The sequence below is a fragment of the Variovorax sp. GW821-FHT09D04 genome (assembly GCF_059416405.1).
In genome coordinates, this window is record NZ_JBWKPA010000013.1 from 130,298 (window position 1) to 144,935 (window position 14,638).

13 protein-coding genes are annotated in these 14,638 nt (G+C 70.2%); 6 read left to right on the forward strand and 7 right to left on the reverse strand.

The window, feature by feature from the left end; translation table 11 throughout:
• The first annotated feature begins 4 nt into the window (after window positions 1-4).
• Complete coding sequence (locus AC07O4_RS28695; RefSeq protein ID WP_495306283.1) at window positions 5-3,157, forward strand: ATP-binding protein; 3,153 nt, start codon at window positions 5-7, stop codon at window positions 3,155-3,157.
• 67 nt (window positions 3,158-3,224) lie between these two features.
• Here AC07O4_RS28695 and AC07O4_RS28700 read toward each other — a convergent pair whose 3' ends face one another.
• The 4 genes from AC07O4_RS28700 to AC07O4_RS28715 form a co-directional block, all read right to left on the reverse strand.
• Window positions 3,225-3,572: a zinc ribbon domain-containing protein YjdM gene (locus tag AC07O4_RS28700; protein WP_095743821.1), complete on the reverse strand. Its 348-nt coding sequence runs from the start codon at window positions 3,570-3,572 to the stop codon at window positions 3,225-3,227.
• Between the two features lie 89 nt (window positions 3,573-3,661).
• A complete protein-coding gene (locus tag AC07O4_RS28705) occupies window positions 3,662-4,255 on the reverse strand; it encodes a hypothetical protein (RefSeq protein ID WP_062473695.1) in 594 nt (197 codons plus the stop codon).
• A gap of 49 nt (window positions 4,256-4,304) precedes the next feature.
• A complete protein-coding gene (gene recJ / locus AC07O4_RS28710) occupies window positions 4,305-6,026 on the reverse strand; it encodes a single-stranded-DNA-specific exonuclease RecJ (RefSeq protein WP_070059895.1) in 1,722 nt (573 codons plus the stop codon).
• Window positions 6,023-7,000 carry a hypothetical protein gene (locus tag AC07O4_RS28715; protein WP_495306284.1) on the reverse strand — a complete coding sequence of 326 codons (978 nt, stop codon included), beginning with the start codon at window positions 6,998-7,000 and terminating at the stop codon, window positions 6,023-6,025. Before AC07O4_RS28715 ends, recJ begins: the two co-directional genes overlap by 4 nt.
• Before the next feature lie 123 nt (window positions 7,001-7,123).
• Between AC07O4_RS28715 and AC07O4_RS28720 the strand changes: the two genes are divergently transcribed.
• Entirely contained in the window at window positions 7,124-8,380 is a 1,257-nt protein-coding gene (locus AC07O4_RS28720; protein WP_095743837.1) for a lipoprotein-releasing ABC transporter permease subunit, read from the forward strand.
• Window positions 8,373-9,050: a lipoprotein-releasing ABC transporter ATP-binding protein LolD gene (gene lolD, locus AC07O4_RS28725; protein ID WP_062473703.1), complete on the forward strand. Its 678-nt coding sequence runs from the start codon at window positions 8,373-8,375 to the stop codon at window positions 9,048-9,050. The genes AC07O4_RS28720 and lolD overlap by 8 nt, the downstream gene beginning before the upstream one ends.
• Window positions 9,051-9,053: 3 nt before the next feature.
• Here the strand turns inward: lolD and AC07O4_RS28730 are convergent, their stop codons facing one another.
• Together AC07O4_RS28730 and AC07O4_RS28735 are read right to left on the reverse strand one after the other, a co-directional pair.
• Complete coding sequence (locus tag AC07O4_RS28730; protein ID WP_492744589.1) at window positions 9,054-9,608, reverse strand: AAA family ATPase; 555 nt, start codon at window positions 9,606-9,608, stop codon at window positions 9,054-9,056.
• Complete coding sequence (locus AC07O4_RS28735; RefSeq protein ID WP_492744587.1) at window positions 9,605-10,405, reverse strand: sigma-70 family RNA polymerase sigma factor; 801 nt, start codon at window positions 10,403-10,405, stop codon at window positions 9,605-9,607. The genes AC07O4_RS28730 and AC07O4_RS28735 overlap by 4 nt, the downstream gene beginning before the upstream one ends.
• A gap of 50 nt (window positions 10,406-10,455) precedes the next feature.
• On the opposite strand from AC07O4_RS28735, the gene AC07O4_RS28740 reads away from it, so the two are divergent.
• Window positions 10,456-11,076 carry an ATP-dependent Clp protease proteolytic subunit gene (locus AC07O4_RS28740; protein WP_489058886.1) on the forward strand — a complete coding sequence of 207 codons (621 nt, stop codon included), beginning with the start codon at window positions 10,456-10,458 and terminating at the stop codon, window positions 11,074-11,076.
• Here the strand turns inward: AC07O4_RS28740 and AC07O4_RS28745 are convergent, their stop codons facing one another.
• Window positions 11,077-11,466, reverse strand: coding sequence for a RidA family protein (locus AC07O4_RS28745; RefSeq protein WP_062473709.1), 390 nt, complete (start codon window positions 11,464-11,466; stop codon window positions 11,077-11,079). It lies immediately after the preceding gene.
• Between the two features lie 192 nt (window positions 11,467-11,658).
• On the opposite strand from AC07O4_RS28745, the gene AC07O4_RS28750 reads away from it, so the two are divergent.
• Together AC07O4_RS28750 and AC07O4_RS28755 are read left to right on the forward strand one after the other, a co-directional pair.
• A complete protein-coding gene (locus tag AC07O4_RS28750) occupies window positions 11,659-13,233 on the forward strand; it encodes an ABC transporter substrate-binding protein (RefSeq protein ID WP_095950960.1) in 1,575 nt (524 codons plus the stop codon).
• A 91-nt stretch (window positions 13,234-13,324) separates the two neighbouring features.
• Complete coding sequence (locus AC07O4_RS28755; RefSeq protein ID WP_495306285.1) at window positions 13,325-14,521, forward strand: lactonase family protein; 1,197 nt, start codon at window positions 13,325-13,327, stop codon at window positions 14,519-14,521.
• The last annotated feature ends 117 nt before the right edge of the window (window positions 14,522-14,638 follow it).

The window sequence follows — 14,638 nt, forward strand, 5'->3', positions numbered from 1 at the left end:
CGCGATGTCGCCCCCACCGACTCCGTCGTCCGAAGCCGTGTCCATCCGGCTGCTGGGCCCGTTCCACCTGAGCGTGGCCGGCGATGACCCGCAGATTCCACCAGTGCCGCTGACCCGGCGCGCCGCCGAGCTGCTGCAGCTGCTGGCATTGCAGCCCGGACGCAGCCTGGCGAACGAGCAGGTGGTGGACGCCCTGTGGCCGCACTTGGACCCCGACGCCGGCAGCGCCAACCTGCGCAAGGCCGCGCACCACGCGCGCCAGTTCATCGGCCAGCCCGACGCCGTGGTGCTGCGAGGCGGCCGGGTTTTCCTGTTGCCCGACCACGATGCGGTGGCGTGCGACGCCGAGCAGTTCGAGCGCGCAGCGGACGAGGCCCTGCGCAGCGGCGATCCGCAGACCTGCAAGGCGGCCGCACAGCTCTACGGTGGCGACCTCCTGCCGGACGCCCGCTACGAAGCCTGGACCGAGGCGCCGCGCCAGCGGCTGCGCGACAAGTTCCTGCGGCTGCTGCGCCAGACCGGCGACCTGGAACGGCTGGTGCGCGAAGACCCCACCGACGAGGCGGCCCATGTCCAGCTGATGCGCGAGGAACTGGCGGCCGGGCGACGCTCTTCGGCGCTGCGCTGGTACGGCCACCTGCGCGACCATCTGCAGCAGACCCTGGACATGCGCCCCGGCCCGTCGGCCGAAGCGCTGTACCGCGAATGCGTGGCGGGCCTGGAGGGCGCCGCGCCGCGTTTTGTCGGCCGTGCCATGGAGCTGGTGCGTGTCCTGGGGTGGCTGCGCGCCAGCCTCGCGGGCCGTCCGGGGGGCGCGGTGGTGCGCGCACCGGCAGGCATGGGCAAGACCGCGTTCTGCCGCCGCGTCGCCGAGGAAGCGCGGGGCCTGGGCTGGCAGGTGCGCTCGTTGCAGGCCGGCGACTGGACACGGCCCTACGGCATCGCGGCCGACCTGGTGGAGCCCTTGCTCGGCGAACTGCCCGATGCGGCACAGGCCATCGGTGCGCACGCCCAGGCTGTGCTGGCGCAGATGACCGCCTCAGGCGACGTGAAGCCGCTGGCCCTGCCGCTCGGGCGCCACCAGATGGTGGGCGCCGTGCGCCGGCTGCTGCTGGCCACCGCCGCGCAAAAGCCGGTGCTGCTCATCGTCGATGATGCGCACGCGGCGGACGACGCGAGCGCCCAGGCGCTGACGCAACTGGCGGCAAGCGGCCCCCCGGTGTTCGTGCTGCTCGCGTGCCGGCACGCGCTGCCGCCGCTGCTGGACCGGAACACTTCGCGCTTGCAGCGCGCCGGCCAGCTGGAGGCCCTTGAACTGGGGCCACTGTCCGAGGAGGAAGCGGCATTGCTCGCGGCCCGCTCAGCCGACGCACCGATGACGGCCGAGGCCGCCACCGCCATCGCGCGCCGTGCCGAGGGCCTGCCGTTTGCCGTGGTCGAGCTCGCGCGCGGTGCGGCCACCTCAGACGGCGCCACGGCGGTGATGTCCCGCAACCTGTCGTCGGCCCTGGCCGAACGCCTGTGCGACCTGGACCCCGGCACGACGGAGGCCCTGCGCCGGTTGGCGCTGTCGGCCGAAGATTTCGACGTGGCCACGGCCGTGGCGCTGGCCGCAGACGAGGGCCACGACGCGTTGGCGCGGCTCGACCAGGCGCTCGCCGCGGGCGTGCTGGTGGTGGCCGATGGCCGCTACCGCTTCCGCCACGCACTCGTGCGGGACGCGCTGGCCGAAGGCATCCCGCCGCACCGGCGTGTGCTGCTGCATCGCGACGTGGCGGCCCGGCTCGCGCAAGGCGGTGCGGCACCGGGCCTGGTGGGCCATCACTGGCTCGCCGCGGGCGACGCCGAGCAGGCGATGCCGTGTGCGCTGGCGGCTGCGCGCCAGGCCTTTCGCCTCGGCGCCTACGAGGACGTGTTGCGCCACGTCGAGCCGCTGCTCGTGCACCGGGCGGCGCAGCCGGAAGCATTGGCGCTGCGTGCCGAGTCCCTGGACGCGCTGGGCCGGCCAGGCACGTTGGCCGCCTACGATGCGGCCGCCGCCGTCGCGCCAGACGCGCTGTCCCACGAACTGCGCGCCAAGCGGGCCTTGGCCCAAGTGAAGATGAGCGACCCGCCCGGTGCCCTGCAGTACCTGAAGGATGTGCACCCCACCACGGTGGCGGGGCGCCTCGCCGAAGCGCTGGCTTACAGCGGCGCGGCCGCCCTGGGCTTCGGGGACCCCGCCGAAGGCACGCGCCGGTCGGCCGAAGTGCGCCGGATCGCCCTGGAGACAGGCGACGAAGGCACGCTCGTGATCGCCTCCTGGTCGCAAGCCGCGGCGGCGCACGCGCGCGGCGACCTGCACGGCAGCGTGTGGGCCGACCTCAAGGAGACGAGCCACCTGCCGCAGCTGGCGGTGCGTGTGTTCGACGGCCACCTGTGCATCACGCAGCGCTTCCTCTACGGCTCGCGGCCCTATGCAGAGGTCATCGCGTTCGCCGATGCGCTGGCCACGGAAGCGCAGCGGCTGGGCGCGGCGCGCGGGCATGCGTTCGCGGTCACGCTGCGCGGCGAGGCCTGGCTGCTCAGCGGGCAGCTCGACGCCGCCGAGCAGGACCTGGTGGCCGGCGGGCGCATGCACCGCGCGATCGGCGGCGCGACCGGCGAAGCGCTGTCGCTGCAGCGCCGCTCCGAACTGGCGATCTACCGTGGGCAGATGGACCGGGCGCGCGGCCTGCTCGACGAAGCGCTCGATGTCGCGCGCCAGTCCGACGTCGGCTTCCACCTGCTGGACCGCATCTACGGCACCCGCATCGCGATGGCCACGCAGCCCGATGCCGCGCTGGGCGTGCTGGAGGAGGCCGAGGCCAACGTGCGCGGCCCGCTGGAAAGCTGCCCCGGCTGCCGCATCACCTTCGCCATCCCGGCCACCATCGCGGCCGCGAGGGCGCACGAACTGGACCTGGCGGCCAGCCACCAGCAGCAGTCCGAATACCTGGCCAACGTGGTGATGAAGTTGCCGGCCTGGTACGCGTCGTTGCACGAGGCGCAGGCCCACATCGAACGGGCCACCGGCCGTGTCGCTGCCGCGCGCGAAGGCTTCGCCGCGGCGGCGCGGGAGTTCCACGCCTGCGGCCATGCGCTGGACGCCGCGCGCTGCCGGGAGTTGGCCAGCTAGGAAGTCCGCGCGGCACCGGCGTGACGAGCGGACAGCGAGACGCTGCGCCGCCTGCGCCAGGCCGGTCTCACGCCTTGCGCACGAATTCCGACTTCAGCTTCATCGCGCCAATGCCATCGATCTTGCAGTCGATGTCGTGATCGCCATCGATCAGGCGGATGTTCTTCGCCTTGGTGCCGACCTTCACGACCAGCGACGAGCCCTTGACCTTGAGGTCCTTGATGACGGTGACGGTGTCGCCGTCGTTCAGGACGTTGCCGACCGAATCCTTGATGACCCGCCCCTCATCGGCCGCGCTTTCGGCGGCAGCGCCCGAGGCGGACCATTCGTGAGCGCATTCGGGGCAGACAAGGTTGAGGCCGTCTTCGTAGGTAAATTCCGAATGGCATTGGGGGCAAGGGGGCAGGGTGCTCACGGCGGTAGGTAGGGTCCGTATCGGTTGAAGGACGTGGATACTAGCCTGCCCTCATGGACGCAGGTCCTGTTCCTGTTGGCCGCAGCGGCTCAATCCAAGGTGTCGAAGAGCCGGAAGATCCACGACAGCTGGTAAGCCAGCGTGCCCGCGACGAAGGCCGTGTGAAAGCGCGGGTTGGCCGACCGGGCTGCCGCGATGCACAGGCCCACGAGGATGGGCGTGCGGATGAGGTACTCCATCGCAAAGCGGGCGAAGTGCGCCTCGCCCTTGATCAGCGTGTCGACCACGTCGAGCAGGTAGGTGGCGGCCAGCAAGCCGAAGAACCATGCGCGGCGGGCGTAGAAGTAGTCGCGGTAGCTCGCGTAGTCCTGCATGCTGTCCGGAAAGAGCAGCGCGCACAGCAGGAACAGCAGGATCGCGTAGCTGACGATGAAGGCGTAGGTGCCGAAGGTCCAGCTGTCGATCTGGTACAGGCCGAACTCCCACCACCAGAAATGCACCAGCGCCAGCAGCACCGAGGCGACCCAGGCCAGGTGCACGGCATAGAGCCGGTACTGCGTGGGGTGCTGCACGATGCGTGCGACGCCCGACAGCAGCCGGGTCACGCCCAGGCCGATGACCATGCCCATCACGACACGGATGTGCGGAAAGATGTCGTGGGCCGAGATGGCTTCTTGCTGCATTCGAGAGTGCCCGTTCGAATGGATGGGCCTCCAGTCTAGGCCGCCCGCGTCACACCTCCGCGCCTTCGACCAGAAAGCGCAGCCGGCGCACCCCTTGCCACTCGTCCGCGTCGAGCCTGAAGGCCAGCTTCACGCGCGGCGGCAGCGGCTCGGTGTGGCTGAACCAGATCGCGTCAATGGGCTGGCCCTGGTGCTTGAGCTTGAGCGCCAGGTGCTTCTCGCCCACCAGCCGCTGCGAGACCACCTCGACCTCTTCGCTGAAGGTGGGCGGCGCGAAGCCCTGGCCCCAGACCTCGCGGTGCAGCGTGTCGACGAGGTCGATGCGCATGTACTCGCGCGCGATGGGCCCGTCGGTTTCGATCTGGCGCGTGAGCGCCGCCTCGGCCAGCCATTCGCCGGCCACCTGGGCCAGCGCGCGCTCGAAGACGGGAAAGTGCTCGCGCGCCACGGTGCAGCCCGCGGCCATCGCGTGGCCGCCGAAGCGCAGCAGCACGCCGGGGTGGCGCTTGGCCACGAGGTCGAGCGCGTCGCGCAGGTGAAAGCCCGGGATCGATCGGCCCGAGCCCTTCAGCTCCTGCTCCTTGCCCGGCGCCGCGCTGGCCGCGAAGACGAAGGTCGGGCGATGGAAGCGGTCCTTGATGCGCGAGGCCACGATGCCCACCACGCCTTCATGGAAGTCCGCGCCGAACACGCTGATGGCCGGCGGCGGCGCTTCCACGCCTTCGCCATCGGCCGCGAACAGCGACTCGGCCAGCAGCAGCGCCTGGTCGCGCATGCCGCCCTCGATGTCGCGCCGCTCGCGGTTGATGCCGTCGAGCATGCGCGCGAGTTCGTCGGCACGGCCCGCGTCGTCGGTCAGCAGGCATTCGATGCCCAGCGTCATGTCGGCCAGCCGGCCGGCCGCGTTGATGCGCGGGCCGAGGGCAAAGCCGAAATCGAAGGTGGTCGCGGCCGAGGCGGTGCGCCCCGCGGCCTTGAACAGCGCCGCCACGCCGGCCGGCATCGCGCCCGCACGGATGCGGCGCAGGCCCTGTGCCACGAGGCGGCGGTTGTTGGCGTCGAGCTTCACCACGTCGGCCACGGTGCCCAGCGCCACCAGCGGCAGCAGCGCATCGAGCTTGGGCTGCGTGGCGGTGTCGAACACGCCGCGCGTGCGCAGTTCGGAGCGCAGCGCGAGCAGCACGTAGAACATCACGCCGACGCCGGCGATGCTCTTGCTTTCGAACTCGCAGCCGGGCTGGTTCGGGTTCACCATCACGTCGGCCAGGGGCAGCTCGGGGCCGGGCAGGTGGTGGTCGGTCACCAGCACCTGCAGGCCGCGCGCCTTGGCGGCGGCCACGCCCTCGACGCTGGCGATGCCGTTGTCGACGGTGATCAGCATGTCGGCGCCGGCGTTGGCCACGCGCTCGGCAATCGGCGGCGTCAGGCCGTAGCCGTCCACCACGCGGTCGGGCACGAGGTAGCTCACGTGCTTGCCGCCCAGCAGGCGCAGGCCGCGCACGCCGACCGCGCAGGCGGTGGCGCCGTCGCAGTCGTAGTCGGCCACGATGCACAGGCGCTTGTCCTGTGCGATGGCGTCGGCCAGCAGCACGGCGGCTTCGCGCGTGCCGCGCAGCGTGTCCGGCGGCAGCAGGCGTGCGAGGCCGTCGTCGAGCTCGTCCTTGCCGCGCACGCCGCGCGCGGCAAAGAGGCGCGCCAGCAGCGGGTGCACGCCGGCCTGTTCCAGCGCCCAGACGGTGCGCGGCGGGATGTCCCGGGCAATGATCTTCATAGGGACTCCAGCACCTGCGTGGCGCGGTTGCGGTCGAACAGGCCCTTGGCCCAACGGGCGAGGCCGCGCGGCTGCACGGTGAAAAGCTGCGCGCCGCGGTCGCCGCACAGCGAGAGCGCCACGTCGGCGCCGCGCGTCAGCTCAGCGAGCAGGCCGGCGACGGCGCCGGCATCCAAGGCCTGCCAGGCAGCAGCCCAGGCCAGGCCGTCGTCGCGCAGCGCGGCGTCGCGCAGCGCGAGGTCGACGACCGGCGTGCGCGACAGGGGCGGCGAGGGCAGGTCGCCGTCCTTCAGGACGCCGGTGCCGCTGAGCCAGAACGAATTGATCGGCGGCACGCCGCGCGCGGTGCGTTCGTCGTTCACGCGCTGCGTGTACAGCAGCATCTGCATCTCGTTCTGCAGCCGGCGCAGCGGCCGCGACGCGTCGCCCAGCGGCGACCACTGCGAAATGGGGTACCCCACCGCGCGGTCGATGGAGGCCGTGGCCAGCCCGTCGAAGATGGGCGCGCGCGCGAGCCAGCGGCCCGGCGTGTCGGAGGGGTACAGCGCGATGCCGTCTTCCTCGAAGAACGGCTGCGCCACGGCCAGCAGGGCCATCGATTCGGCCGCGTCGATCTCGATGGCCGACGGATCGCCCAGCGCCACGTCGTCGATGCCGACCTGCCAGTTGCACAGCGTCACCAGGCCCCAGGCCTCGTGATCGCCGGGCGCGGCCAGGCCGGTCTTGCGGGCTTCGAGCGCGGCCCAGGGAATGCAGCCGTCGTCGGCGGGGGGCAGGCCCAGCGCGCGGGCCAGGGCGCGTTCGTGCGGCGGGGAGCGGGTGCTGTCGTCCTGCGTGTCGGTGTCGGCGAGCGTCAGGCGCAGCAGCAGGGTTTCGAGGTTCGGCAGCCGCAGGGTCGCGAGCGCCGCGCGGCAAGCCGGGGAACCGCGGCCGGCAAAGGGAATCAACAGATGACGTGGGAGAGGTTCGGCCATTTCCCTATTGTCCGGGATGCCACAATTCCACCGTATGACCTACCCCCTCGCTCCTCACCCCGAGTATTTGCCGCCCCCCGCGGGTGCGCCCATGCCCCTTGAGGCCACGGGGCGGGGCTTCTGATGCGATTCCCCTACGAACTGCAGCTCGGCTGGCGCTACACGCGCGCGGGCCGGGCCACGCGACGCAACGGCTTCATCTCCTTCATCTCCGGCGTGTCGATGCTCGGCATCGCCCTGGGCGTGGCGGCGCTGATCATCGTGCTCAGCGTGATGAACGGCTTCCAGAAGGAAGTACGCGACCGCATGCTCAGCGTGGTCTCGCACATCGAGATCTTCTCGCGCGACGGCCAGGCCCTGCAGGACATCGACGCCATCATGGCCGACGCCCGCAAGAACCCCGAGGTGATCGGTGCAGCGCCTTTCATCAACACGCAGGCACTCATCGCGCGCGGCGAAGACATGAAGGGCGCCATCGTGCGCGGCATCGACCCCGCGCTCGAGCCCGAGGTCACCGACACCGGCGGCATCGCCAAGGGCGGCACCTTCGACAAGCTGGTGCCGGGCGAGTTCGGCATCGTGCTGGGCATCGAGCTGGCGCGCTCCATGTTCGTGCAGCCCGGCGACCAGGTCACGCTGGTGGCGCCGGGTGGACAGGTCACGCCGGCCGGCGTGGTGCCGCGCCTGAAGCAATTCACCGTGGTCGGCGTGTTCGACTCGGGCCACTACGAGTACGACTCGGCGCTGGCGATGGTGCACGAGAAAGACGCCGCCAAGGTGTTCCGCCTCGAAGGCCCGACCGGCATCCGCCTCAAGCTGAAAGACCTGCACGAGGCGCGCGAGGTGGCCGACCAGCTCGCCGTCACGCTCCCGGGCCAGTTCCTCATCCGCGACTGGACGCGCCAGAACAAGACCTGGTTCGCGGCCGTGCAGGTCGAGAAACGCATGATGTTCATCATCCTCACGCTGATCGTCGCGGTGGCGGCCTTCAACCTCGTCTCGACGCTGGTGATGACCGTGACCGACAAGCGCGCCGACATCGCCATCCTGCGCACGCTGGGCAGCTCGCCGCGCAGCATCATGGCCATCTTCGTGGTGCAGGGCGCCATGGTGGGCGTGATCGGCACCGTGGGCGGCCTGCTGCTGGGCCTGGGCATCGCCTACAACATCGACGTGATCGTGCCCTTCCTGGAGCAGCTCTTCCACGCCAGCTTCCTGCCCAAGGACATCTACCTGATCAGCAAGATGCCGAGCGATCCGCAGCAAAGCGACATCATGCCGATCGCGGTCATTTCCCTCATCCTGGCCTTCCTGGCCACGCTGTATCCGAGCTGGCGCGCCAGCCGTGTGAACCCCGCCGAGGCCCTGCGTTATGAGTGATGTTGTTCTCAAGGCCCGCGGCCTCACCAAGCGCTTCCACGAAGGCCGCATCGACCTCACCGTGCTGCACGGTGTCGACCTCGACGTGCACGCCGGCGAAACGCTGGCCATCGTCGGCGCGTCCGGCTCCGGCAAGAGCACGCTGCTGCACCTCATGGGCGGCCTCGACGCACCCACCGCGGGCAAGGTCGAACTGCTCGGCAAGGACATCGCGCATGCCGACCCCGCCGAGCAGGGCCGGCTGCGCAACCATCACCTGGGCTTCGTCTACCAGTTCCATCACCTGCTGCCCGAGTTCAGCGCGCTCGACAACGTCGCGATGCCGCTGAAGATCCGCCGCGTCGAGGCCGGCGAAGCGTCGCAGGCCGCGGCCAAGATCCTCGCCAGCGTGGGCCTGGGCGAGCGCCTGCATCATCGGCCGGCCGAGCTGTCGGGCGGCGAGCGCCAGCGCGTGGCCATTGCGCGCGCGCTGGTCACGAAGCCCGCCTGCGTGCTGGCCGACGAGCCCACCGGCAACCTCGACCGCAGCACCGCCGACGCCGTGTTCGCGCTGATGCTCGACCTCGCGCACCGGCACCGCACGGCCTTCGTGATGGTCACGCACGACCAGGACCTGGCCAAGCGCTGCGACCGCGTGCTGCAGCTGGTGGCGGGGCGGCTGGCGGGCTGAGGCTCAGCGGTCGGCGCGCGTCCACGACCGCAGGTCGAGGCGCAGCGCGTCGCCGGCCAGCCGCTGATCGATGGCCTGCGCGACCGCTTCGGGCGTGCGCGCCATCGTCGCGATGCGGTGGCCGTCGAGCCCGGGCGCGGGTTGCTGGAACGCGGCGTGCATCGTGCGCACCATCGTGTCCATCTCCGGCCCCGAACGCTGACGCACGCGCGCCAGCGCTTCCTCGAGATCGACCTCGAGCAGCACGTACGCCACCTGCGTGCCCGCCGCCTCGAATTCGCGCGCGACCAGCGGCAGAAACCACGGGCCGAACACGCCGTCGAGGCACACCCGGTAGCCGTCCGCCGCGAACGATGCGGTCGCGCGGCACACGGCCCGGATCACGGCCGTGTTCTGCGCGTCGGCGCCAGCGCGGTAGGGCGGCACGGGGTGCGCCGGAAAGTCGTAGAACAGGTCGGACGGCAGGTGCAGGCCGCGCGGATCGGCCTTGGCCAGCAGCGCCGACACCGAGGTCTTCCCCGAGCCCGGTGGCCCGGAGACGATGACGACCCGGCTCACTGCGCGACCTCTTCGGGCTGCGCCGCCTCCAGGGGCAGCACGCACAGCACCTTGCCACCCAGCGTGAGCACGAGGCCGAGCTGGCCACCGAGGTGCACGAGTTGGCAGACGGTGCGCGGCGTCGATGCCGGGGTTGCCGAAGCTGATGCAGAGAACGCACGCGTCGGTGGCGTGCGCAGCAGGGCGCGCAGCGGCGCGGCATCGCACTGCAGGAGCGCCTGCCGGTACGCCTGGAAATGCGCGGCCGATGCGGCGCGCTCGCGCTCGTCGTCGGCCGGCCTGTCCTGCCGCAGCCGCAACAGCGCGCGATGCACCTGCTGCCGGCAGGCCGCCTCGGTCTTGCCGCTGGCCTGTGCGATCTCCTTGAAGCTGGCCTCGAAGACCTCATGCAGCAGCAGCGCCGCACCGTCGGCGGGCGATAGCGTCGAAGCCAGCAGCCGCAGCGCACGTTCGACCGACTCGGCCTGCGCCGCATCGGCTTCCGCCGACGGCGCTTCGGGCGCGTGCACGTCGCCCGCATCGCGCAGCCAGCGCCGCATCCAGTCCTCGCGCCGCAGCCGGTCGATGGCCAGGTGGCGCATCACCGTGGTCAGCCACGCCTGGGTCGATGCGGGAGGCGCGGCATCGCTGGCTTCGAGCGCGCGCAGGTAGGTGTCCTGCACCACGTCCTCGGCCTCGGCGTGCGTACCCAGCAGCCGCGCCGCGGTGCGAACCAGCCGGCTTCGCAGCGCAGGCAATTGCGAGAGATAGCGTTCGTCGAGCATCGGCGCAGCTTGCCACAGCACACGCAATGTCACGAAACTGTGGGCTTGTTCGTCAAGACAGTTCAACCACAGGAGCTTTCTTCATGCAGCCCATGTTTTCAACACTGGAAACCGACGACGACACCCCGCCCGCGGCGACGGCCGAGCCGCGCAATTCCTACCTCGAGGAAAAGGCGTTCAAGTCGCGCACGCTGCTGATCTTCGGCAGCATCACCGACAGCGTGGCCGCCGACGTCACGCGCCGGCTCATCGCGCTCGATGCCGACAGCGGCGAGAAACCCATCGACATCCTTGTGAGCTCGCCCGGCGGGCACCTGGAGTCGGGCGACGCCATCCATGACGTGGTGCGCTTCATCAGCGCGCCGGTGCACATGATCGGCACCGGCTGGGTGGGCAGCGCGGCCACGCACCTGTTTTTGGCGGCGCCGCGCGAGCGGCGCGTGTGCCTGCCCAACACGCGCTTTTTGATCCACCAGCCCAGCGGCGGCGCAGGCGGGCAGGCGACCGACATCGCGATCCAGGCGCAGGAGATCATCAAGGCGCGCCAGCGCATCGCGCACGAGATCGCGCGCGAAACCGGTAAGCCCATCGACGTGGTGCTGGCCGACATCGAGCGCGACCGCTGGCTGTCGGCCACGGAGGCCGTCGAGTACGGACTGGTCTCGCGCATCATTCAGCGCAAGACCGAGTTGCGACCGGCCTGATCAGGCCTTGGGCTTGTAGGCGACGACGTCGATCTCGACCTTCGCATCGACCATGAGGCGCGCCTCGGTGGTCGAGCGCGCCGGCTTGTTTTCACCGAAGTAGCTCATGTAGACGCGGTTGAAGGCACCAAAGTCGCGCGCGTCGTGCAGCCAGACGGTGCTCTTGCACACGTCGTCGAGCGTGGCGCCGGCCAGCGCGAGCACGGTCTTGAGGTTCTCCATCACCTGGCGCGTCTGCACCTCGATGCCGCCCGCCACGATCTCGCCCTGCGCGTTGGCGGGCACCTGGCCCGACACGTAGACGAAATCGCCCGCGCGCACGGCGGGGGAGAAGGGGCGGGCCTGGCGGTCGGAAGCGATGGGCGGGGCGCCGAGGTATTCGAGGGGCATGGGAACTCCTGGGAGTGAGAGGGTTGAGTGGGGCGGGTGAGGGCCGCAGTATCCGCCTGATTTGAAAGACTTTTTCAGAATAACCCCTCAACAAGGGTTAACACGGATGATTTGGCATGAAGTCTGCTTCAGAGTTCGGCCTAGAAAGAAAATTTCTTTCATAAATCAGTCCGCCCCATGAAGGAGTTCTCCATGTCTCACGCCGGTCTTGTCCAGCGCCTGCCCCGCCTGTCGAAGCGCAGCCTGCTGGGAGCTTCCCTGCTCGCGATGCTGTGTGCCGCACTGCCTCACCCCAGCGCCCACGCGCAGGGCCCGCGCAACTTCGCCACGCTGGCGATGGTGGCCGAGCCGCAGACGCTCGACCCGATGGCCTCCACGGCCGACCTGGTCGGAACCATCATGCAGCACGTGTACGAGACGCTCTACACCTTCGACGCCAAGTGGAACGTGGTGCCGATGCTGGCCGAGGGCATGCCGAAAATTTCGGCCGACGGCAAGACCTACGCCATCACGCTGCGCAAGGGCGTGGCGCTGCACAACGGGCGCGATCTCACGGCCGACGACGTGGTGGCCAGCCTGCAGCGCTGGATGGACCAGTCGCCGCGCGGCAAGGCCGTGGGCAAGGAAATCGAGAGCCTCAAGGCCAAGGGTCCGCTGGGCGTGGAGATCGTGCTGAAGGCGCCGTACGCGCCGCTGCTGTCGCAGCTGGCGCTGCCCAGCGGCATGGCGGCCATCATGGCGAAAGACTCCATCGCTTCGCCGCTGAAGGATTTCGTCGGCACCGGCCCCTACAAGTTCAAGGAGCGTCGCCCCGACCAGTTCGTGCTGCTCACGCGCTTCGACAAGTACGCCGCGCGCAAGGAGCCCGCGAGCGGCTACGGCGGCAAGCGCGAAGCGGCCATCGAAGAGCTGCGCTTCGTGCCCGTGCCCAACGCCAGCACCCGCGTCGAGGGCGCGCTGGCCGGCCAGTACGACTTTGCCGACCTGCTGCCGGTGGAAGCGCTGCCGCGCCTGGAGAAGGCCGGCGGCAAGACGCTGCCGATCATGACGCCGTCCTTCGGCTTCCCCTACCTCGTGCTCAACACCAAGGAAGGCGTGGCTGCCAACCCGGCGGTGCGCCAGGCCGTGCAGACCGCGCTGGGCCAGGGCGAGATGCTCGCGGCCGGCTTCGGCGACACGCGCTTCTTCGTGGCCGAGGCCAACCACTTCCCCAAGGGCTCGCCGTTCTACTCGGCGGCCGGCGCCGACCACTACAACCAGCGCAACGCCACCAAGGCGAAGGACGCCGCGGCCAAGGCCGGCTACAAGGGTGAGCCGATCCGCGTGCTCACCAGCCGCCAGTACGACTTTCACTACAACATGTCGCTCCTGATGGCCGAGCAGCTCAAGCGCGCCGGCTTCAAGGTCGACCTCAACGTGGTCGACTGGGCCACGCTGGTGCAACGGCGCAACGACCCGAAGCTGTGGGACATCTACGTGACCCACTCGGGCCAGTTCCCCGAGCCCATGCTCTCGCCGCCGCAACTGGGCGACGGCGCACCCGGCTGGTGGGATTCGCCCGCCAAGAAGGCCGCACTCAGCGCCTTCAACACCGAGAGCGACCCGGCCAAGCGCGGTGCGCTGTGGGGCAAGGTGCAGCAGGTGGTGTACGACGAGGTGCCCTACATCAACGTCGGCAAGTTCAACGGCCTCTCGGCCAAGAGCCCGGCGCTGGACAACTACCAGCCCGCGACCTGGCCGTTCTTCTGGAACGCGAAGATCAAGTAAGGCCGCAAGCACCGCCATGCCGTCGCGTCGTCAACTTCTGCAAGTCAGCGCACTGGCCTCCGGCCTCGGCGCCCTCGGACTCAAACCATCCATGGCCACTACCGCTCAAGCCACCACTTCGGGCCCCGTGTACGCCTACGTCGGCACCTACAGCGACGGCGGCAAGCCATGGCGCGGCGGGCGCGGCCTGGGCGTGCACCAGTTCTTGGTGGACGGCGCGACCGGCGCGCTCAAGCCCATCCCCGGTGCACCGCCCGCCGTGGCCAGCGCGGGCAGCGATGCGAAGCTGCGCAACCCCGCCTCGCTCGCACGCCACCCGACGCTGCCGATGCTGTACGCCGCCAACGAGTTCGAAGCCGGCTCCGTCTCGGCCTTCCGCATCGGCGCGAACGGCGCGCTGTCGTTCGTGGCCGAGATGCCCTGCGGCGGCAAGGACCCGGCGCACCTGAGCGTGCATCCCGACGGCCGCTACGTGTTCACCGCCAACTACGCCAGTGGCGACGTCAGCGTGATCGCGCTGCGCACCGACGGCAGCTTCGACACCGACCGCGCCGCCGTCGTCTACAAGGACGTCGCTGCCTGCGGCGCCGCCACGCCCTGCAAGCCCGGCGCCGACGTGGTGCCGTTGGCCGCGCGTTCGCACGAAGGCTTTGCCACCAGCGACCACGACGGCCCGCACGCCCACATGGTGCAGGCCGACCCGGCCGGCAACTTCGTACTCGTGGCCGACCTGGGGCTCGACCGCGTCATCTCGTACCGCTTCGATCGCGCCACCGGCGTGCTGAGCCAGCCGAGCACGGTGGCCGTGTCCGAAAGCTCGGGCGCGCGCCACTTTGCCTTCCACCCCAATGGCAAGTGGGTCTACCTCGTCAACGAAGAGGCCTCGACCATCGCCTTCCTGCGCTACGACGGTGCCACGGGCGTGCTCACGCTGGTGAGCGAAACCTCGGCGCTGCCGGCCGGCTTCAAGGGCACCAGCTACGCCTCGGGCATCCGCATGCTGCCGGGCGGCACGCACTTCGTGTCGCTCAACCGGCTGCACGATTCGATCTCGATCTTCAAGGTCGATGCGCGCACCGGCGCGCCCACGCTCGTGCGCGAGGAGTGGACGCGCGGCAACTACCCGCGCAGCTGTACGCTCGATCCGAGCGGGCGCTTTCTCTACGTGTGCCACAACAAGCAGGGCGACAACGTGACCATCTTCCGCGTGAAGAAGAACGGCGACGTGCAGTTCACCGGCCAGTACGTGGCCGTCGGCAGCGCCGCCGCCATCGAGTTCTCGTCATGATCAAGAGCGCATCGCTTCGCTACATCGCCTCGCGCGCGGGCGGCATGCTCATCGTGCTGTCCCTCGTGGCCGTGCTGGTCTTCGTGCTCACGCGCGCCGCCTCGGGCGACCCCATCT

Coding starts and splice junctions, on each gene's coding strand:
- AC07O4_RS28705 (WP_062473695.1), bottom strand. CDS start 4,255: ATGCAGCAAGAAGCCATCTCGGCCCACGACATCTTTCCGCACATCCGT.
- AC07O4_RS28720 (WP_095743837.1), top strand. CDS start 7,124: ATGCGATTCCCCTACGAACTGCAGCTCGGCTGGCGCTACACGCGCGCG.
- AC07O4_RS28695 (WP_495306283.1), top strand. CDS start 5: ATGTCGCCCCCACCGACTCCGTCGTCCGAAGCCGTGTCCATCCGGCTG.
- AC07O4_RS28745 (WP_062473709.1), bottom strand. CDS start 11,466: ATGCCCCTCGAATACCTCGGCGCCCCGCCCATCGCTTCCGACCGCCAG.
- AC07O4_RS28755 (WP_495306285.1), top strand. CDS start 13,325: ATGGCCACTACCGCTCAAGCCACCACTTCGGGCCCCGTGTACGCCTAC.
- AC07O4_RS28750 (WP_095950960.1), top strand. CDS start 11,659: ATGTCTCACGCCGGTCTTGTCCAGCGCCTGCCCCGCCTGTCGAAGCGC.
- AC07O4_RS28715 (WP_495306284.1), bottom strand. CDS start 7,000: ATGGCCGAACCTCTCCCACGTCATCTGTTGATTCCCTTTGCCGGCCGC.
- AC07O4_RS28740 (WP_489058886.1), top strand. CDS start 10,456: ATGCAGCCCATGTTTTCAACACTGGAAACCGACGACGACACCCCGCCC.
- lolD (WP_062473703.1), top strand. CDS start 8,373: ATGAGTGATGTTGTTCTCAAGGCCCGCGGCCTCACCAAGCGCTTCCAC.
- recJ (WP_070059895.1), bottom strand. CDS start 6,026: ATGAAGATCATTGCCCGGGACATCCCGCCGCGCACCGTCTGGGCGCTG.